The sequence below is a fragment of the Paenibacillus cremeus genome (assembly GCF_007786445.1).
Classification (GTDB): Bacteria; Bacillota; Bacilli; order Paenibacillales; family NBRC-103111; genus Paenibacillus_G; species Paenibacillus_G cremeus.
On sequence record NZ_VNJI01000003.1, the window covers coordinates 39,009 to 58,130 of the forward strand.

Genomic DNA, 19,122 nt, shown 5'->3' on the forward strand with positions numbered 1-19,122 from the left:
GTCCTCAATAACCAATGCAGGTTGCTTCCGCATACATTCTTGCTTTTATATATGCTTGAAGTGGACAAATGGACAAGGCGAATGAGTAAGGATCTATTTGGCAGGAAGCGATTTACGCAGCGGTTCAGCACCGGCAATAGCCAAGAGCGACACGAATGCGCCGATCCACCAGAGGAGCCCCGGCAGCCCGGAGGATGATCCGAGCTGCATCAGCAGGCCGCCCGTACCCTGGCTGATTCCGCCGCCGATGGCCATAGCCAAGTAATAAAATCCGAAATAAGTTGCCGTCATGCCCGGTCTTGCTAGCCGTGACGTCAGATCAAAGCTGGCCGGCTCGATCGTCATCATCCCGACCGTGAATAGGGCAATGCCCGCGACAAAAACCGCGACATGGCCTGCAAAGCCCAGCACGAGCAGTCCTGTTCCGAGCAGCGCGAAGCCTGCCTGGATGGCGCGGATTGCGTGGAGCCTCCTTACCAGCAGGCTGACTGGAACTTGAAACAGGATGATCATGATGGACAAGACGAGGAACACGACGGATACCGAGGAAGCTTGTCCCGTCAAATCGACAATGCGGGCAGGAATCGCTAGATACAGCTGCATGAATAGAAAAAAGTATCCGATCATGACCGCTACGTAATGAACGAAAGGCTGGTCTAGCGTAACGGTTCGCCACATGTCGGCCCAAGCGACCGGCTTGACCTGGATGCGGATGGACGGCAGGCGAATATACGTCATGATGCCCGCAATCACGAACAGAGCGCCGGAGATCAGCGAGAGCAGATGGAAGCTCACCGAAACCAACAACGAGCCGAGCAGGGCCGAAACCACGATGCCGAGGTTGTCAGTTACTTTCTTCACCGCGTACGCGCGAGATCGATTCTGCACATTCGTCAGCGTTGTCAGGGCCGCATCACTTGTCGGCTCGAACAGGCTGCCACCGATCCCGGCGATGATAGCGGAAACAAAGATCAAGAGCGGGCTTGTACCGAGGGCAAACATGCCGAACCCGATACCGCGCAGCACAAACCCGAGCGAAATCGTCAGACGATAGCCGACCCGGTCGGAAATCATCCCAGTCAGCGTCATCAGTCCCTGCTGGCTGAATTGCCGCACCATCAGCAGGACTCCGGCAAGCAGCGGCGCCCATCCGAGCGAATGCGTAAGATAAACGGACAAATTAGGGATCAGAGCGTAAAAACCGATCGACATGAGAAACGAATTGGCTAGCAGCAGCGGTACGCCGCGCGGCCAGTCCTTAGACCACAGCTTCAAAGTCATCACTCCATCTAGTTCGAGATAAAGACACAAAGACTTGTATGATCATTTTACGATACAATGATGGGCGCACAATAGGGGAAGCTAGAAAAAATATCTCCTTAGACCATAAGAATGCGATTGACAGACCGACGGTTGGTATGATTATTGGCACAAATTAAACTTTAAGTGATCAAATTATTATCAGGGGACGGTGGAAAGAACGATGCTGACTGCCATGGAAATAAAAGCGCTGCTGTGTCTCGGCGCAGCTGAAATGGCCAGAGGAATCCGTGAGGGACGTTGGACCTCGCAAGCATTAGTTGAAGCCCATATTGAGCGAATGATGGAAGTGAATCCTACGCTGAATGCGATGGCCACCGCTCTTTGATGAAACCCGGAAGGCTGCTAAGGAGGCCGATCGTCAATTGGAGGCGGGAGGAGCGGAGGTGGGGCCTTTGCACAGTGTTCCCGTGACGATCAAGGAGTCGCTGGATGTGGCTGGGACGCCTAGTACGTGGGGCTTACCCCATCGGCGAAGCCAGCTGTCGCAGACTGACGATCCGGGCGTGGCACGGCTCAAGCAGGCCGGTGCAATCGTCATCGGCAAAAGCAATATTATGCAGCTGCTCATGAGCTGCGAATCGGTCAACCCAGTGTACGGTCGGGTACGCAACCCCTGGCGCCCAGAGGAACGGTCTTCCGGCGGGAGCAGCGGCGCCGAAGCGGCGATCCTTGCAGCCGGGGGATCGCCGCTCGGCCTGGGTACGGATGTCGGAGGCAGTATCCGTCCGCCGTCCCATTGCTGCGGCATTCACGGTCTGAAGCCGACGCCTGGCCGCGTTCCCTCAGGCAAGCCGAAGGGCATTGTGCATAGGCATGAAATTGATCGTCTCCGGGATCTTACGCTTGCTGGGTCAGAACATCGCGGGTCGTCATATCGTTCCCAACTTAGGAGCCAAGACCGAAGACGAGCGGCGGGAGCTTGTTCGTCTTCGGGAGCAGTACCAGCTGAGATTCCTTAAGGAAATGGAGCGGCAGCAGGTCGACGTCCTGATCGCGCCTCCGTTCCTAACTCCGTCCCTGCAGCATGATCTGTCCTTGAACATGTCCTATGAAGGATCGTATGCGCTGCTGTACAACTATCTGGGCATGCCTGCAGGCGTCGTCAGCACGACCCGTGTCCGTCCGAAGAAACGGAGAGCCGCCGCCGAAGCAGAGATCGATCCGTGCAGGCGGCCTCGAAGGTCGACGAGCAAAGCGCCGGCCTGCCGGTCGGCGTCCAAGTCGCTGCTCCGCCCTGGCGTGAGGACTTGGTATTAGCGGTCATGAGCTGCCTAGAGCAGCATTTCATGCAGACAAAGGAATATCCTGTCGGTCAGGCCATGTCATAATTTATCGCCATTCGATGAAAAAACAAGCTTCAGCTTGCAGGTGTTTTCTGCGGCTGGAGCTTGTTTTTTTATCCCTTTACTATCCTTAGCAAACCCATTACACTGGATTTGCAATCGCGTACCCAAGAAATGGTAAGCGTTTACAATTATAAATAAAGAGGTGTAATCAATGAAGAGGGCACGCTCATGGAGACCCATGAAAAACGTCGGCTTGCAAAGCAAAATCTTCGCTTATTATGCACTGCTCATTGTCATTATTTTTCTTTCGAGCAGCATTGTCCTCTATTATTACATCTCCAATTTTACTAAAAATGTGGTCGGCGATTATGCACTCAATACGATCCAACAAACCAACATGAAGCTGGACAGCTGGATGCAGGAGCTCGAGTCGTTGTCCAAGACCATTATGTGGAATGGCAACGTTCGGGATTTATTGGTGGATTATTCCGGCTCCCCTTCGGATTTTATTAAGAAAATGCAGGTTAGCGGCTACTTCAGTTTACTGACGGCGCAGCGTGATGATATTCAATCGATCCTACTGCTGAAAAACTCCGATTATATTCTAAAATACGGCAATTTCTACGATTCCGAACCGGAAGAGCGACGATGGAGAGAACTGATGAGCAAGCCCGACAGCAGTTACCAGGCTGGCAATTTTATATTGTCCGGCTCCATTAAGCGAGTACCGGGTGACGTAGACATGACCTTTGCGGGAATGCGGCAAATCTACGATAAATTTACATTCACCTCGATTGGAGCGATGGTCATTGAGTTTAAATACAGCCGGCTGTCCCAGTTCATGAGCATCTTGGACTCCAAACGGAAGGAGCACTACCTGGTCAATGGGGAAGGGATGGTGCTGTATAGCACCCATGCTGAGGACGTGGGAAACAAGCTGAATGCCGAGTACATGAAAGAGATCGCCGCCGGCCAGGCGTACAATCTCGCCAAAATTGAAGGCAACAAGATGATCGCGTATAACCGCTCCGCATATACCGGCTGGTACATTATTTCCGTGACTCCACTCAGCGAAATCGTGGGTCCGCTCCAGTGGATGCAGCGCATTTTTCTGGCGGTCAGTGTCATCGGCATTACAGTCGCTTTGGCGCTGTCGGCATGGCTCTCCCGAAGCATCACTTCTCCGTTGACAGAACTCGTACGCAAGATGAGGCTCATTTCATTAAGCAACCTGAAGCAGCCGCTCGGCGCGGAGCCCGTGCAGATTCAATCCTATAACGAGATCGAAAGACTGAACCATACGTTCAATACCATGCTGCGAGAGATTGACCATATGATCAGCGAGGTGTATGAAGCCCGTCTGAAGCAGACGGAAACGGAGCTCAAGGTGCTCAGGGCGCAAATTAATCCCCATTTTTTATACAATACGCTTGATGTGATTCACTGGAGGCTCATTGTCGACCACCAGAATGAAGTCGCGAGTCTCGTAAGGGCCCTATGCGGGATGCTTCGGTATAACATTAACGACAGTGATAAACCGGTCCAAATTCGCGATGAAATCGCCCAAATCCGCAATTTTATGGCCATTCAGCAAGCGCGCTTCGGTAACACGATCCATTTGCAAATTCAGGTGCAGCCGGAAATCGAGCAGTTGTCCATATGTAAATTCATCCTGCAGCCGATCGTCGAGAATTGTTTGATTCACGGGTTTAAAGCAAGGAGCCAGGGGAAGATCGTCATCAACGGATACCTCGAAGAGGGACAGGTAAGGCTTGAAGTGGTGGATGATGGAATCGGCATGACACCCGAATCTTTGAATGTCCTGAACTCCACGCTGGCAGCCCGCTCGAATGGGAGTACGGGGATCGGAATACATAACGTTAATCAACGTATTCAGTTGTGTTATGGAAGCCAGTATGGATTGAGCTTTGAAAGTTTGTCGGGAGAAGGGACGAAGGTGAGGATTACGCTGCCTCAATGCGGGTGAAGTGGGAATCGGAGGGGAAAAACCAATCTGAGTGTACCATTTCCAATGCCAGACTCATTTCTGCCTAATAACCCGAGGGGTATAATAAATTTGTAAACGCATACGAGCTAAAGCAAAGGAGGAGTTGAATGGGAAACATTGCCGTAAGCCCCTGCAGTAATCCGGAATTGACTCTGGAAGAAGTGCTCAAGGCCTACTCCGGTATGGGCTATGAGAAATTCGAGCTGTTCACCTCTTGGACGCGCTCTTCGGTAAATTATACTTCCGATCCGAGTGGGTATGCTTCACTGGCCGAGAGGTACGGAATGAAATTCACTTCGATGCATCTGCCTGTTATTGACGAACAGGAAGAATCCTTGCACCGGGCGATTGAGGCCGCACGCTTTGCCCAACGTCTGGGTGTGAACGTGGTGTTGTTTAAGGCGAAAAGCCGTCCTCTCTATATCCGTAATGCGGTGCCTTTTCTGAATGCGATTGAGGAGCTTATGCTTGATATCACGCCTGTGCTGCAAAATCACGCAGGCAGTCCCATTGCTACGCTACAGGATTATCGGGAGGTCATTGAGGGGATTGGTGATCGTCGGATGAAAACGCTGCTGGAGGTAGGTCATTTTCATTCGGTCGGGGTGTCATGGAGGGAAGGGCTGGAGCTTCTGGGCGATTCGATTGCCCTCGTACATATCAAGGATCAGATCGGCCCTCAGTCCGTTGCATTTGGCACGGGTGAAATTGATTTGGCAGGCTTATTCGAGACGATGAAGGCTTCGGGGTATGCCGGCGATTACGTGGTGGAAATGGAAGTCGAAGATAAAGAAAATACGCTCACTTATTTGGAAGCAGCGAGGCAGTATATCCAACCTTTGTTGTAAAGGAGACCATCGAATGGAGCACGTTAACGTATGTATCATCGGTGCCGGGAATTTAGCATCTAAGCGAATTTATCCGTATATCGCCTCAGCGGGCGGTCGTTTGGTCGGCGTGTGCGATCTGGATTTTGAAAAAGCAGGTTTGAAAGCGCTTCTTTATGGCGGGAGAGCTTATAGCGATTATAAGGAAATGCTGTCAAAGGAGCATCCGGATTGCGTGATTGTGTGTATCGGGCCGGAGCAGCATTATCAGATTGCAAAAGAGATCTTGAAGCTCGGCATTCCCGTGTATACGGAAAAGCCCTCAGCCCCTTCGGCGGAGATGGCGCTAAAGCTCGCCCGACAATCAGAGGAAAGCGGCGTGCTGTGCACAACCGCGTTCAAGAAAAGATACAGCGTAGCCTACAATCGAGCCAAGCAGTGGATCAACCAATTCGACCCCTCTCAATTGGTCTCGCTCTCGGTCGACTATGCTTCGGGACCTTATTCCAACCAAAGTCCGAGAACGGAGTTTTTGCTTGATTTTGCCATCCACTGCATTGATGTAACGGGTTATTTGTTCGGGGAAGCCCAGGAGGTCTTCAGCTTTGCAAAAGGCATGGAAGGGTATGCGGTCAGCGTCAAATATCGAAGCGGTGCGGTGGGAGCCTTCAACTTTACTTGTGCGCGTTCGTTTGGCGTACCGACGGAGGAAGTGGAGATCTCGGTCAAGGGCGGTAATTTTATGAGTATTCATAATTCCTCCTGCTGGAAAATCACCGAAAATGAAAAGCCAGTCGAGTGGCGTGAGCCGCCTACGTTCATTAGCAATGGGGATAGCGGCAATGAAACAGGGCACTTCGCTGAAATCGTCGATTATTTTCAAGCGGTCCGTGAGCGTCGATCGACGAGATCCAATATTTACGAAAGCTATAAAAGCCTGGTGCTATATGAAGCGATTAAACGGTCGGCCGAATCCGGACAGGTGGTTCCAGTACAGTATGAATCCGTAACGAAAATTTAAGCTGAGGAGGCTGTATATGAGAAAAAATAGGGGATGGGGGCAACGCATTTCGGCCATGTCTATGGCTGCCGTGCTTGCATTGACCGTTGGCTGCAGCAATTCCGCTGATCCAACTGCTCCAAGCGCCAATAAAGCGAATGTTAACGGACCGAAGCCTAAGGTCATCTACTGGACGAACCGTCCTGCAGCCGACATCGAACGCATTAAAACCGACATCTTAAATGAGGTTCAAAAAGAGGTCGATCTGGAAATCGTCGTCATTCCGGCCGAATACGAGAACAAAATCCGGATTGCCATTAGCGGCGGAAACGCTCCCGACATGTTCGACGTCGACGGGGTTTACACGGCCAATTACGCATATACCGGCGCGCTGCTTCCGCTCGACAAGTATTGGGATAACGCCGATTTTGACGATTATGTTCCATCCTCTAAGGAAAAAACGACCTACAACGGAAAAAAATACGCCGCCTCTTTATTTGACTCCAGCGTCGTGCTTTATTACAACAAGGATCATTTTGCCAAAGCAGGCATCACCAACGTCCCGGACAAGGTTAGCAACGCTTGGACCTTCGATCAATACTTGGATGCCGCACAAAAGCTGACGATCCGCGATGCTTCCGGCAAAATCACCCAATATGGCGCCATTCCTTACGGCTGGCTTGCCCCGGACGTGACGAACGAAGGCGCTTCGTTTACTCATTTCTTGAATATTTGGAATCATGGCGCTGAGGTTTTGGACCCAAAGTATACGACCGCCAAAGGCTATCTCAACAGTCCCAAGACGATCGCCGTGCTTCAGGAGTACCAGGACTACTTCCAGAAATACAAGGTATCTCCACTGGAATCGATCACCAAGGATCAATCCGGCTTTGAGAATGGCAAGCTGTCCATGTACATTTCCAACATTTCCACCTCCTACGCGCTGAAGACCAAATATCCTGACCTAAAATTCGGTGTCATGCCGCTTCCGAAGGGCGAGAAGCAATACGGCTCCTCCGGCGGCTGGAACGTCGGCATCAGCGCCAAAACGAAAGTCCCGGACGCCGCGTGGAAGGTCGTTCATGCCTTGACGGGAAAAGAGGGGCATAAGAAATTTGCGGAAATGTTCAACTTTATCCCGTCCAGAAAAAGTGCGCTGGATTCGATCCCAACCCTAAAGGAGTATCCCTTCAACCTGGCCAGAGAGCAGATGCTGAACGCCAGAGCCAGACCGGTAACACCGGCGTATGCTGAAATTTCCCCGATTTTCGCTGAAATGATGAGTGCTATAGCCTATGGAGGAAATCCGACCGAGCTTGCGAACAAAGCGGCAGATAATATCGATAAGGTGCTATCGAAATACGCGAAGTAAATCAGCTGGAGAAAGCGGCATGTCTTCTTTGGAGGCAGTGCTGCTTTCTCATAACAAGAGACAAGAAGAAAGGGGTGGTGACATGAGCATGCAGGCCGACAAAACGGTGCTTCAAGCCGCAAGCAAACCGGCCCGGCGGAACTACCTTTACCTGAGGCAAATCCGCGACGGTTATTTTTTCATCTTCCCCGCGATGGTGATAATGGGTTTATTTACGGTCTATCCGTCCATTCATTTATTCTGGATGAGCTTGAATCGGTATCGCATGGTTGAAGGGGAGCAGCATGCCCAGTTTATCGGATTAAGCTATTATATCGCCGCATTTGATGATCCGCTGTTCCTTAAAACGCTATGGAATTCGTTTTATTTTCCGCTTGTCATTACTCCACTTCAGACGGCACTCGCTTTATTTATTGCTATCCTGCTGAGTGGGAAGACGCGGGGAATCAGCTTTTTTCGAACCACTTATTTTATCCCGGTCATTATGTCGTTCGTCATCGTCGGCATGTTCTGGAAGGAAATGCTGAATACCAATTCCGGTGTCATTAATGGGATGCTGGCTGTCCTGCATTTGCCTCCGTTGAGTTTTCTAACCGATCCGCAAATGGCGAAATTGTCGATTGCCATGGTCAGCATGTGGAGAGGCTGGGGCTGGTATTTGGTTATTTTTATCGCTGCCCTAACTCAGGTGCCTAAAGAGCTCTACGAGTCAGGCAGCATCGATGGGACGAACGCCTGGCAAAAGTTTTATTACATTACGCTTCCGATGATTCGCCGCAGTATGCTCTTTGTTATCATTGTATCGACGATGAACTGCATTAAGCTGTTTACACCGATTATGGTCATGACGAACGGGGGACCGGCCGATTCGACGCGAACGATCGTTCATTATATTTGGAGTATGGCGTTCCGATCGGGCGATTTTGGATATGCTGGGGCGATGGCGGTCATCTTGTTTTTTATCATCATGTTCATTTCCTTCGTCCAGTATCAATTTATGAAAAATGAGGATTGAGACCTATGATCATAAAGCAAAGCATGTCTGTCCTAAAATATGCGATTTTAATCGTGCTCGTCTTCGCCGTGTTTATCCCGCTGATCTATGTGATTTTGAAGTCGTTTACACCGAACGCGATTTTAGGAAAATCATTGTTTATTCCGGAGCGCGTGACATGGGATAATTATGATGCGGTGTTGTTTCATACTCCTTTTTTCAAATATTTAGGGAACACCATCTTTCTAGCGGTGACCATAACTCTAGGGAGTCTGTTGTTTGATTCCATGGCGGCCTTTGGATTTTCTCGGATTGTGTTTCCGGGGAGGGAGATTCTCTTCCTATCCATCATCGCTATGCTGATTGTGCCGGGCGAAGTGCTACTGCTGCCTCGTTACATGCTGATGCGGGATCTAGGGTGGATTGACGATTACAAAGCGCTCATTATCCCGTCCTTGAGCTCCGCTTATGCGATCTTTTTCTTACGACAGTTTTTCCTGGGCTTGCCTAAGGAATTGGAAGAGTCGGCCTTTATGGACGGCTGCTCCAGAATCAGAGTGTTTGCACAGATCTTAGTTCCGCTGCTCAAAGCTCCGTTATTAACGATGGGGCTCATGATTTTTTTTGGGGTGTGGGACGAATTTCTCTGGCCGTTAACTGTTATCAGCTCGCCCAGCAAATATGTTTTGCAAATTGCGGTCAGTCTGCTCGACACCGAATTCTCGACGAATGTGGGGGCCAAATTCAGCAACGTGGTGTTAAGCTCGCTGCCTATTGTTGGTCTATTCTTGATCATACAGCGTCACTATATTACAGGCATTACGGCGGGAGCCATTAAAGAGTGAGGGGTGCCGGATGAACATTCTCATAGTTGACGACGAGCACATGGTTTGCCGGGGAATCCAAACGATTATTGAGAGAACGGACTGGGGCTGGACAGTGGCGGGCAGTGCCAGTAATGGGCGAGAGGCGCTGGAGCTGATGGAGCAGCAGGAGATCGATGTCGTCATTACGGATATCAAAATGCCGGAGATGGATGGCCTGCAAATGATGGAGTGCATTCATAACCGGGGGTACAGGTGTGAAATGATCGTGCTCAGCTCCTATGCGGATTTCGAGTTTGCCCGAAAGGCAGTCAAATATCGGGCCATGAATTATTTGCTCAAGCCGGTGGATCCGGATGAGCTGATCAAGGATCTGCAAAAAGCGGAGCAAGCCGGGCAGGAGCGATCTCCCCGGCCGTTATCGCAGGAGCAGCTGCACGACTCGGCTCAGGATCCAGCTTCGGCTTCGGCTGGGAAAAAAAGCCGCCGAATCATTGAGCAGATCAAAGCGATCATACATGAAAGGTACCATCAGGATCTGCAAATCCGCGCTATTGCGGACGAGCTGAACATGAACTCCAGTTACTTAAGCGATTTATTCAAGCAGTACACGAATTTAACGTTCACCGAGTTTTTGATCGAATATCGCATCCAGAAGGCTAGGGAGTTGCTCCTTACCGATACGGGCATGAAGATGTACGAGGTCGCGGAAGCCGTCGGCTATCGGAATCCGAAGCATTTTAGCCAAATTTTCAAAAAGCATGTTGGCGAGTTCCCCATTGATTTTCGCGATCGGGTTCATTAGAACGTTCCGTTCTTCACCGCGCAGCTAGGAGCTCGCCCCGGTGTCTGAGCGCCTCGTGCAAAGCGGAAAATCCGCTTAGGAGCTCGCCCTAGGGTCTGAGCGCTTCGTGCAAAGCGGAAAATCCGCTTAGGAGCTCGCCCTGGGGTCTGAACGCTTCGTGCAAAGCGGAAAATCCGCTTAGGAGCTCGCCCTGGGGTATGAGCGCCTCGTGCAAAGCGGAAAAACCGCTTAGGAGCTCGCCCTGGGGTCTGAGCGCCTCGTGCAAAGCGGAAAATCCGCTTAGGAGCTCGCCCCGGGGGCTGAGCGCCTCGTGCAAAGCGGAAAACCCGCTTAAGAGCTCGCCCCGGTGTCTGAGCGCTTCGTGCAAAGCGGAGGGAAAGAAAAAGGGACATCCCTTCGTCATCAACTAAACGACGAGTTGTGGGATAGCCCCTTTTCTTTTCCGAATCGCTCTAATCATATGAGCTAATAATCTCTGCCGTTTCTTTGCTGCCTTGTGGCGCCACGGTCGTAAGGATACGACACCGGCATCGCGCTCGCCTGATCCAACTGCTCCATCTGCTCAGAAGTGAGTGCCCAGCCGCTCGCGCCAAGATTCGTTTCCAGCTGCTCCATCGTTCGAGCGCCGATGATCGGTGCGGTAACTCCTGGCTTCTGAAGCAGCCAGTTGATAGCCACCTGAGCGGGCGTCTTCCCGGACTGCTCGGCCACGTTGAACAGCTCATCGATCACGTTCCAGGTATGATCATTATTATACACGCTCCACGATTCGCTCCAGCCTTTCTCTTCCGCGATCGCTACCCGGCTATCCTTCGGCGGCTCCGCCATGCCCCTGCGGAATTTGCCGCTGAGCCAGCCACCGCGAAGCGGACTCCACGGAATGACACCCAGCCCTTCATTCTGGCACACTTGGATCAGCTCGTATTCCGTTGCCCGGGCCAGCAGGTTGTATTGCGGCTGTAGACAAACAAACGCCTCCCAGCCATGCTGTCTGCTCACATCAACCGCCTTTTGCAGCTGCCAGCCCCGGAAGTTGCTGGCGCCGATATATCGTACTAGGCCGCGCCGCACCAACTCGTTTAATGTACTAAGCGTTTCCTCCAGCGGTGTTTTTGGATCCCAAGCATGAACCTGAAACAAATCGATATAATCGGTCCCAAGCCGACGCAGGCTGGCTTCAACTCCGGCGAGAATATGCTTTCTGCTCAATCCGACGTCGTTGGGGCCACTCCCCATGGCAAAACGCACCTTAGTGGCGATGACGTAATCATCGCGACGCTGAGACTTCAGCCACTTGCCGACGATTTCTTCCGAAGCACCGGACGTATAAACATCGGCAGTATCGATAAAATTGCCGCCACCCTGCGTAAAGCGGTCCATAATCCGAAAGCTGTCTTCTTCACTCGTTTCGCGTCCGAAGGTCATCGCCCCTAAGCAAAGCTCGCTGACCCGGAGGCCCGATTTTCCCACATGTCTAAAATTCATCGTTTGTTCCACCCTCTCAATATTGAACGTAGCTGCGCCAGGAATGAACGGGCTGCCAATTCAGCAGCTTTTTCGCCTTCTCGTTACTAAGGAGCGTCTCGTATCCGTCTAGAGTAGCGCGCAGATTTTGAACTTCGGGATAGGCAGCAGCCATCAAATCGCGGCTTTTGATATCCATACTTGTGTCGTCCGCCGCAATGTTCAAGGCTACCGCACCCAGTCCGTCCGCCTCGATCGCCAGACGGCAAGCTGCTGCTGCATCGCGTGTGTCAATGTAGCTCCACAAAATCCTTTTCCGTTTTTCCGGGTCATGAATAAAGCCTGGGAAATTTTGATACATCTCAGGTGCAATCACATTGCCAAGACGGAAGGAAACGATCTGCATACCGGTTTTGCGATGAAACATCTCCGCCGTCTGCTCATTCACAATTTTGGACAAGCCATAAGAGTCCTGTGGAAGCTGCGGATGCTCCTCGTCCATCGGTACATACTGCGGCGCAAAGGGCTTGACGGCAAATACGAGTCCGTAGGACGACTCACTAGATGCGATCACTGCTTTGCGGATCCCGAGTCCCGAAGCCGCTTCAAGAATGTTGTAGGTGGACATGACGTTATTTTGAAACGTTACCTCGTTGGGGTGGGAATAAGCGACTGGAATCGCCGCCAGATGCACTACAGCAGCCGCGCCGGACAACAGGCCATACACTTCACCCAGGTTTTTCAAGTCTGTGATCACCGTTTTACATAGCGGCTCCTCCGGCAGCCGGATATCCGCATTCACAACCTCATAGCCCTGCTCCAAAAATTCTTTGATGACCCACTTACCGAGTCGGCCTGCACCGCCTGTAACTACAATCTTGTTCAATTAACTTCCCCCTTGACCTGATCTAAATGGCGTCATGTATAATATACATAATGACTGTCCGTACACCTAGCATTATAGGTGCTGCCCCGAAAATTGAAAAGTAGTGAACTTTTGTTCATATAATTAATTGAATGAGACCTTGTTACTTGGAATATAGTTAGTATCCAAATGTAAAAGGGCAGAAGGGAGGATGAGGGTTTGAAAGCCATACAAAAGCAGGGGAAGGGATTGGCGGCATATATCGAAACACAGACCCCGGATTACGGACCGAAAGACCTCCTATTAAAACCACTGTTTTCCGGCATTTGTGCGACAGACCTGCACGTTCTTTACCATGATCTAGGGCAGGAGAAAAAGAAATTCCCGCTAATCATGGGGCATGAATTTTCCGCGGTTGTGGAAAAGGTCGGCAGTGAGGCAGATTTTTACATCGGCACCCAACAAAAGATAAGCGTGGGAGACCGGGTGACGGTTGAACCGATCCTTCCTTGCGGCAAATGCGATTATTGCTTGAAGGGGAAAGTGAATTTGTGCCCCTTCATGTCCCACTTAGGTATTTTTGAGGACGGATGCTACGCCGATTATGTACGGGTGCCAGCGCACCGTGTACACCGGCTCCCCGACAATCTATCGGATCTCGCAGGAGCACTGGTTGAACCGTTGGCTTGTGCGATTAATTTTGTCGATAAAAGCCGGATTCAACCGGGAAATTCAGTAGTGATTCTTGGAGGGGGCTCGATCGGTCAGTTTACTCTGCAGGTCGCCTTGGCTTCAGGAGCCGGTATGGTGATCATCAGTGACCCTGTGGCGAAGAAACGCGAGCTCGCTTTAAAGACCGGGGCACACGCGGTAATAGATCCAGTCCACGAGGAGATTACTGAAAAGGTACGAACTCTTACAGGCGGAGGGGCGGATATCGTCATTGAGTGTGTCGGCATTTCCGCAACCGTATCGCAAATGGTTCATCTGGTGCGGAGGGGCGGCAGATGTGTAATGGCAGGCATCCCTTCATCCAAAATTCCGATGGATTTACTGGATCTGGTGTTTGGGGAGATCGAGCTGGTCGGAGTGATGGCTACGGCCTGGCAATTTCCGAGGGCCATGCGAATGATTGAACTGGGGCTGGTCAATGTTCAAGCTGCCTTAGAACGGGTAATTCCTTTCTCACAAGCGATTGAAGGGTTAAAGGGAGCTTTTGAGTCGAACGAAATAGGTAAGCTTGTGATCGAGCATGGAAAATAATTTCGAAGGAACAACGGTCACGGCCTCCCAATAAGGATCGACGGGAACACCCGCTTCTCATGAAGTCGGGTGTTTCTTTTTCATCTGCGGTCATGATACAATAGAACAAACGTTCTAGATCGGAGACCGACGATGACAGATCGCGTTCCCATTTCCGTGCGCTCCCTAGTGGAATATGTATATCGAAGCGGCAGTATCGATGCGGCTTTCCATTCGAGCACGACATTGACCGAAGGGACCAAGGCACACCAGGATATCCAAAAACAATACAACGAACAGGATCAGCGGGAAGTGTATGTATCGGCTGAATTCGAGCAGGGTGGGCTTGTCTTTGTCATCGATGGGCGTTGTGACGGACTTCTTAAGCTTGAAGACGGATGGACCGTGGACGAAATCAAATCGACTTCCTCTGATCTGAGTCTGATCGATGAAAACTCTTATCCTGTTCACTGGGCCCAGGCCAAATGCTACGCTTATATGATAGCCAAAGATCAGGGGCTGAACCGTATGCGCGTCCAACTGACCTATATGCAAGTGGTGACCAGGGAGCTGAAGCGATTCACAGTTGAGGCATCGTTCGAGGAGCTCGAACAGTTCTTGGTTGATGTGGTGCAGCGATTTTATCCCTACGCGCGCGCTAGAAAAGAGCATGAGGAGCGGCGTAATCAGAGTATTAGGGAACTTGTGTTCCCATACGCGTCCTATCGGCAGGGGCAGCGCAAGCTGGCGGGAGCGGTATACAAGACGATCGAGGGCAAGCATAATTTATTTGCTAAAGCGCCGACAGGCATTGGAAAAACGATGTCGACGATGTTTCCCTCCGTGAAGGCAATTGGAGCAGGATTACTTTCGCGCCTATTTTACTTGACTGCGAAGACCATTACGCGAACGTCGGCGGAGCAAGCTTTTTCGATTTTACATGGCCAAGGGCTGCATCTGCACTCCGTAACGATTACGGCGAAGGAAAAGGTGTGTTTTCAAGAAGAGGTTCGCTGCACCAAAGAGCATTGCGAGTTCGCAAACGGCTACTACGACCGGATCAATGAGGCCGTGCTGGATCTGCTCCACAACGAAACGGCCATGACGCGTGAGGTGATCGAGAAATTTGCGAGGAAGCATCAGGTTTGCCCTTTTGAGTTTTCGCTCGATATCGCCTATGTCGCCGATGCGGTGATTTGCGATTACAATTACATCTTTGATCCGCGAGTGAATTTGAAACGGCAGTTTGAGGAGCAGAAGCGTAAAACGGTATTGCTTGTGGATGAAGCTCATAATCTGGTGGACCGGGCGCGTGAAATGTACTCGAGCACGTTGAATAAGTCGGATTACCTCGCCATTCAACGAGAGTTTAAAGGTGTGCACCAAGAGGTGTACGACGCAGCGAAAGCGGTGAACCATTATTTGATTTCGGTTCGAAAACAGATGGGCGATCGTTCGCTGCAAGTGGAGAAGGAGCTTCCAGAGGAACTGATTGGGCTGCTCGAGGCGTTTATTTCCAAGGTGGAGGACGTATTGGTTGCGTCGAGTTCATCTAGCTCGCTGCTGCTGGATACTTACTTCCGTGCTGCCAATTTTGTACGCATCGCCATGCTATATGATGAACGGTACATTACGTTGACCGAACAAGAGAAAAGCGAGGTCACGCTCAAGCTGTTATGCCTGGACCCTTCGTATTTACTGAAGCAGATGGGGAAGGGGTATCGATCGCATATTTACTTCTCGGCGACGCTCTCACCTTTATCCTATTTTATGGATGCCTTGGGCGCGGGGGAGGGCGATTATTCCGTCTCGGTACCATCGCCCTTTTCTAAGGAGCAGCTGGAGGTTCTCGTTAAGCCCATATCCACGCGATTTCAAGACCGAGAACGCAGCCGCGAGCCGATTGCGAGGGCGGTTTATGAAGTAGTGGCGCAGCATCCGGGCAACTATTTGATATTTATTCCGTCGTATGCGTTTATGAACAGCGTTTATGAGGCTTTTACAGAATTGTCAGGCGTTGAACCGTCGGATCGGGTCGACCCCATGAGCATTTTGGTACAAAGGAACCAGATGTCGGAGGTGGAGAAGGAGCAGTTTCTAGCCGCATTCGAAGCGGATCGGAAGGACACGCTAGTCGGCTTTGCTGTGCTTGGCGGCAGCTTCTCCGAAGGGATCGATCTTGTTGGAGATCGGTTAACCGGCGTTGTTGTTGTCGGTGTCGGCCTGCCGCAGCTCGGAGCGGAACGCAACCTGATCCAATCGTACATGGACTCTATCGGCCGCAATGGCTACGACTACGCTTATGTCTACCCTGGAATGAATAAAGTGCAGCAGGCGGGAGGCCGCCTGATCCGATCGGAGACCGATCGCGGTGTGCTCTTGCTTATCGATGACCGCTACCTGCAGCCGCGCTACCAAAGCTTGCTGCCTGAGGAATGGCGTGAGTACAAGCTTCATAATATGAATTAGATGCAGCCTTGACCTTATCTAAGGGGTTTGGTAATGAAACCATTTCTAGCCACGCTGAAGGCAAAGATCGTGAAGAATTGGAAAGAACTGTTGAGTGACCCAGCAGGCCCGCACGTTGTAGCTCTAAGCTATGCCATCGGGGTATTAGCCTTATTGCTCACCTTGCCTACGTTGGGACTTGCTGTTCTGCTCATGATTGCAACGATCCGGTGGACGAAGCTTAGTATGACGGCGGCGTTAATCGGCTATTTCTTTACCAAGCTCATCGCCTTTCCTTTGGCTCCATTGGAGATCATGATCGGCAGAGTGCTGCTTCATGAAGACTTCAATCCTATGAATCATAGGTGGGAGTGGGCTAGAGGGCTGCTGCGTAAAGGTGCGGAGCTAGTGGTGGGTGCGAGTATTATGGGTCTTGGTTTGGCTGTCATTTTTTACTTTGTGATTAAACAAATCCTTATTCTACGAATAAAGCGGGAAGCAAAAAAGAAGAATCAATCACATAAGCAATAAAAAATAGCGAGGATTGGTTGCGTAGTGACAGCTGCCGCCAATTCTCGCTATTTTTATAAAGCTAAATATTATGAAACTTATGAATTCAGCTCGACCACGATCGTCTCGAACAGCTCTAGCTCCGGCAGCTCCAGTAGGATGCGGCCAGTCGAATCTAGGCGGTAGGGCAGAGCGGTCTTGGCCTTAAGCGCATGCACGCTATGCGGCTGTCGTCCGAGCAGGTTCGCCGATACCTCGATGCCCCGCATCGGAAGCGGCGCGTGAAAAGCGGTGCCTAGCTGGCCCGACAGATTGACGAAATGCAGCAGCAGGCGGCTGCCGTCCTCCGAAGTATGGGCGACAAGCTTGACCGTAGGGGAGGCGCTCACTTGGATGCCAGGCTCGTGCCCCAGCAGGTCTTGCAGCGCTGCGGCGATCAGCTGTGAATGGCCATGGCTGCTGAGCTTTTCGTAATGGCGGCCAATGGTCCAAGGCAAGAGTGCCGTCCGGCCTTGGCCGTAATCCTGCGCGATGAGACCCGGGATGTCCGTGACGGTTGTATAGTAGCATTTTTCAGGCGGACCGAACATGCACGGAGGAATGTAGCCAAGGAGCGAGTCACTGCCAGCCTTGGCACGAACCTGGAAAAATTCGTCGTACAAATAGACGATGTCCAATGGCTCGAACCCTCGAAGCTTTTCCTTATCCTGCGGACGGATGCGGAAATACGTTCCCTGCTTGCGAGGGTGAGTTTCTTCGATCGCATCGGCCCCCAAAGAGGCTAGCCGATAAGCGCCAAGCGAGGTGCCGTTTTCGCTGCAGGTGGAGCTGCCTCCCGTTGCGAGCAGCTTTCCTCCAGCTTGAACGTAGCTGTCCAGAACTGAGCAGGCGGTCTCTGACAAATTTCTGGCGTCCGGCAGTACAACCGCTTTATAGCGGCGCAGCAAAGCTTCAGCGCGTGGTTCGTTCAGCACACTGTCGTGCACTACGTCAAACAGCACATGCTGCTCCGATAGCATCCGGTACAGACCTTGAAACTCCTTGATGCTTCCGTAATAGCTGCTGCTATCCGGATAGATTAGACACAAGTCTGCATGCGATTGCAGCTGGGTGTAGTATTGCTCGTTGTCGCGGTGGAAGGTGTAGATGTCCTTGACAGCTTCCATACAAAGACGGTCATCCTGGTTGCCTAGCGTCCCGATGACATAGTAGTCGAGCCAAGCGCCGTGTACCAGGTCCTGGGCGAGACGGGCGGCGGTATGATGGGGCGAGACGGCGGAATGGCGCATGGCGAAATCGACAAAATGAACGGCGGAGTTGCTGACAGCCATCTGCTCCCAAGAATTCATCACCATGCTGACATGCTGGGATGCGGAAAAGTTGAATTCCGGGAGCTGCCGGTCGATCCCGGTATTCGACTCCAAGCGGAAAATGTCGGTTCCCTCCGGTGTGTAGTTGCAAATGGCGATGTGCTCATTGACCGCCTTGACTGCCTGCGAACGTCTTCGGAAAAGCTCGCCGATGGTCACCTGCTTGAACGTTTCGTAATCCCGGTAGACCGGGTCACTGCTGTCTTCCTTACGCGGAAGGCTGTCATGGCCGAACATGCCGTGAAAGCGCACCCGGCAGTTTTCGCACTGGCAGATACCGTAATAATTATAGCTATAGTCCCGCGTCACATACCCGTGCATATTGATAAACACTCCGTCAATCGGGTATCTGGAGGCGGCTTCGGTCATCATTTGGATCGAATAGTCCTGCTGATAAAAGCCGTTGAGGCACGTATGTACTTGCCCGTTGTAGTTGACGATGCCGCCCTCCAGGCTGCGGTACAGCCATTCGGGATGAGACAGCGCAATCGCCTCGTTTAACCGGCTAAAATCAAAGCGGGCGATTACGCGCATGCCCTCGGCGTGGGCACGCTGCAGGATCTCGCCGACGAAGTCGTTCACCAGCAGCGGGTTCCGATATTGAAAGGCCAGCTCGGTCGGATAGTTCGCTACTATCCCGCCTACATTGAGCAGCAGCACATCCGCCGCGAAGGGCTTCAAGCTGCCGATGAATTCGTCCGGATCGGTCTGGACGTCAATTTCCCGCAGGTTCGTTTGAATAAGACGCATCGGCTTTTCCAGCCACCATTTGTTCATCTCGGAG

The 19,122-nt window shown here is 51.6% G+C and carries 17 protein-coding genes; 13 read left to right on the forward strand and 4 right to left on the reverse strand.

The features are described from left to right. Window positions 1–93: 93 nt before the first annotated feature. On the reverse strand, window positions 94–1,275 hold the full coding sequence (locus FPZ49_RS03300; RefSeq protein ID WP_186445575.1) for an MFS transporter: 1,182 nt from the start codon (window positions 1,273–1,275) through the stop codon (window positions 94–96). Between the two features lie 208 nt (window positions 1,276–1,483). Here FPZ49_RS03300 and FPZ49_RS36605 point away from each other — a divergent pair, with 208 nt between their 5' ends. The 10 genes from FPZ49_RS36605 to FPZ49_RS03345 all read left to right on the forward strand — a co-directional run bounded on the left by FPZ49_RS36605 (window position 1,484) and on the right by FPZ49_RS03345 (window position 10,439). Then, window positions 1,484–1,648, forward strand: a complete 165-nt coding sequence (locus FPZ49_RS36605) for a hypothetical protein (protein ID WP_186445576.1) — start codon at window positions 1,484–1,486, stop codon at window positions 1,646–1,648. A gap of 37 nt (window positions 1,649–1,685) precedes the next feature. Continuing rightward, window positions 1,686–2,282, forward strand: a complete 597-nt coding sequence (locus tag FPZ49_RS36610; protein WP_261381225.1) for an amidase — start codon at window positions 1,686–1,688, stop codon at window positions 2,280–2,282. A gap of 4 nt (window positions 2,283–2,286) precedes the next feature. Continuing rightward, window positions 2,287–2,580 carry a hypothetical protein gene (locus FPZ49_RS36615; RefSeq protein WP_186445577.1) on the forward strand — a complete coding sequence of 98 codons (294 nt, stop codon included), beginning with the start codon at window positions 2,287–2,289 and terminating at the stop codon, window positions 2,578–2,580. A gap of 240 nt (window positions 2,581–2,820) precedes the next feature. After that, entirely contained in the window at window positions 2,821–4,596 is a 1,776-nt protein-coding gene (locus tag FPZ49_RS03315) for a sensor histidine kinase (RefSeq protein WP_144843158.1), read from the forward strand. Window positions 4,597–4,724: 128 nt separating this feature from the next. Beyond that, window positions 4,725–5,465 carry a sugar phosphate isomerase/epimerase family protein gene (locus FPZ49_RS03320; protein WP_144843160.1) on the forward strand — a complete coding sequence of 247 codons (741 nt, stop codon included), beginning with the start codon at window positions 4,725–4,727 and terminating at the stop codon, window positions 5,463–5,465. Window positions 5,466–5,478: 13 nt separating this feature from the next. Beyond that, window positions 5,479–6,465, forward strand: coding sequence for a Gfo/Idh/MocA family protein (locus FPZ49_RS03325; RefSeq protein WP_186445579.1), 987 nt, complete (start codon window positions 5,479–5,481; stop codon window positions 6,463–6,465). Between the two features lie 16 nt (window positions 6,466–6,481). Further along, a complete protein-coding gene (locus FPZ49_RS03330; RefSeq protein WP_144843164.1) occupies window positions 6,482–7,816 on the forward strand; it encodes an extracellular solute-binding protein in 1,335 nt (444 codons plus the stop codon). Window positions 7,817–7,835: 19 nt separating this feature from the next. Then, a complete protein-coding gene (locus FPZ49_RS03335; RefSeq protein ID WP_186445580.1) occupies window positions 7,836–8,831 on the forward strand; it encodes a carbohydrate ABC transporter permease in 996 nt (331 codons plus the stop codon). Between the two features lie 5 nt (window positions 8,832–8,836). Continuing rightward, on the forward strand, window positions 8,837–9,655 hold the full coding sequence (locus FPZ49_RS03340; protein ID WP_144843168.1) for a carbohydrate ABC transporter permease: 819 nt from the start codon (window positions 8,837–8,839) through the stop codon (window positions 9,653–9,655). Window positions 9,656–9,665: 10 nt separating this feature from the next. Continuing rightward, window positions 9,666–10,439, forward strand: a complete 774-nt coding sequence (locus FPZ49_RS03345; protein WP_144843170.1) for a response regulator — start codon at window positions 9,666–9,668, stop codon at window positions 10,437–10,439. Between the two features lie 465 nt (window positions 10,440–10,904). Here FPZ49_RS03345 and FPZ49_RS03350 read toward each other — a convergent pair whose 3' ends face one another. Beyond that, window positions 10,905–11,924 carry an aldo/keto reductase gene (locus tag FPZ49_RS03350; RefSeq protein ID WP_144843171.1) on the reverse strand — a complete coding sequence of 340 codons (1,020 nt, stop codon included), beginning with the start codon at window positions 11,922–11,924 and terminating at the stop codon, window positions 10,905–10,907. A gap of 16 nt (window positions 11,925–11,940) precedes the next feature. Then, the gene (locus FPZ49_RS03355) at window positions 11,941–12,789 is read right to left on the reverse strand and encodes an NAD-dependent epimerase/dehydratase family protein (RefSeq protein WP_144843173.1); all 849 of its coding nucleotides are present in this window, start codon (window positions 12,787–12,789) and stop codon (window positions 11,941–11,943) included. 198 nt (window positions 12,790–12,987) lie between these two features. Between FPZ49_RS03355 and FPZ49_RS03360 the strand changes: the two genes are divergently transcribed. From FPZ49_RS03360 to FPZ49_RS03370, 3 genes are all read left to right on the forward strand, one after another. Then, window positions 12,988–14,031 carry a zinc-dependent alcohol dehydrogenase gene (locus FPZ49_RS03360; protein WP_144843175.1) on the forward strand — a complete coding sequence of 348 codons (1,044 nt, stop codon included), beginning with the start codon at window positions 12,988–12,990 and terminating at the stop codon, window positions 14,029–14,031. A gap of 132 nt (window positions 14,032–14,163) precedes the next feature. Next, entirely contained in the window at window positions 14,164–16,479 is a 2,316-nt protein-coding gene (locus tag FPZ49_RS03365; protein WP_144843177.1) for an ATP-dependent DNA helicase, read from the forward strand. A gap of 33 nt (window positions 16,480–16,512) precedes the next feature. Then, complete coding sequence (locus FPZ49_RS03370; RefSeq protein WP_144843179.1) at window positions 16,513–16,989, forward strand: DUF2062 domain-containing protein; 477 nt, start codon at window positions 16,513–16,515, stop codon at window positions 16,987–16,989. Between the two features lie 77 nt (window positions 16,990–17,066). Here the strand turns inward: FPZ49_RS03370 and FPZ49_RS03375 are convergent, their stop codons facing one another. Further along, entirely contained in the window at window positions 17,067–19,115 is a 2,049-nt protein-coding gene (locus tag FPZ49_RS03375) for an alpha-amylase family protein (RefSeq protein ID WP_186445582.1), read from the reverse strand. Between the last annotated feature and the right edge of the window lie 7 nt (window positions 19,116–19,122).

What these genes read in the sequence shown, in the direction of transcription:
- FPZ49_RS36605 (WP_186445576.1), top strand. Translation starts at nt 1,484, where the DNA reads ATGCTGACTGCCATGGAAATAAAAGCGCTGCTGTGTCTCGGCGCAGCT.
- FPZ49_RS36615 (WP_186445577.1), top strand. Translation starts at nt 2,287, where the DNA reads ATGGAGCGGCAGCAGGTCGACGTCCTGATCGCGCCTCCGTTCCTAACT.
- FPZ49_RS03315 (WP_144843158.1), top strand. Translation starts at nt 2,821, where the DNA reads ATGAAGAGGGCACGCTCATGGAGACCCATGAAAAACGTCGGCTTGCAA.
- FPZ49_RS03320 (WP_144843160.1), top strand. Translation starts at nt 4,725, where the DNA reads ATGGGAAACATTGCCGTAAGCCCCTGCAGTAATCCGGAATTGACTCTG.
- FPZ49_RS03325 (WP_186445579.1), top strand. Translation starts at nt 5,479, where the DNA reads ATGGAGCACGTTAACGTATGTATCATCGGTGCCGGGAATTTAGCATCT.
- FPZ49_RS03330 (WP_144843164.1), top strand. Translation starts at nt 6,482, where the DNA reads ATGAGAAAAAATAGGGGATGGGGGCAACGCATTTCGGCCATGTCTATG.
- FPZ49_RS03335 (WP_186445580.1), top strand. Translation starts at nt 7,836, where the DNA reads ATGTCTTCTTTGGAGGCAGTGCTGCTTTCTCATAACAAGAGACAAGAA.
- FPZ49_RS03340 (WP_144843168.1), top strand. Translation starts at nt 8,837, where the DNA reads ATGATCATAAAGCAAAGCATGTCTGTCCTAAAATATGCGATTTTAATC.
- FPZ49_RS03345 (WP_144843170.1), top strand. Translation starts at nt 9,666, where the DNA reads ATGAACATTCTCATAGTTGACGACGAGCACATGGTTTGCCGGGGAATC.
- FPZ49_RS03350 (WP_144843171.1), bottom strand. Translation starts at nt 11,924, where the DNA reads ATGAATTTTAGACATGTGGGAAAATCGGGCCTCCGGGTCAGCGAGCTT.
- FPZ49_RS03365 (WP_144843177.1), top strand. Translation starts at nt 14,164, where the DNA reads ATGACAGATCGCGTTCCCATTTCCGTGCGCTCCCTAGTGGAATATGTA.
- FPZ49_RS03370 (WP_144843179.1), top strand. Translation starts at nt 16,513, where the DNA reads ATGAAACCATTTCTAGCCACGCTGAAGGCAAAGATCGTGAAGAATTGG.
- FPZ49_RS03375 (WP_186445582.1), bottom strand. Translation starts at nt 19,115, where the DNA reads ATGAACAAATGGTGGCTGGAAAAGCCGATGCGTCTTATTCAAACGAAC.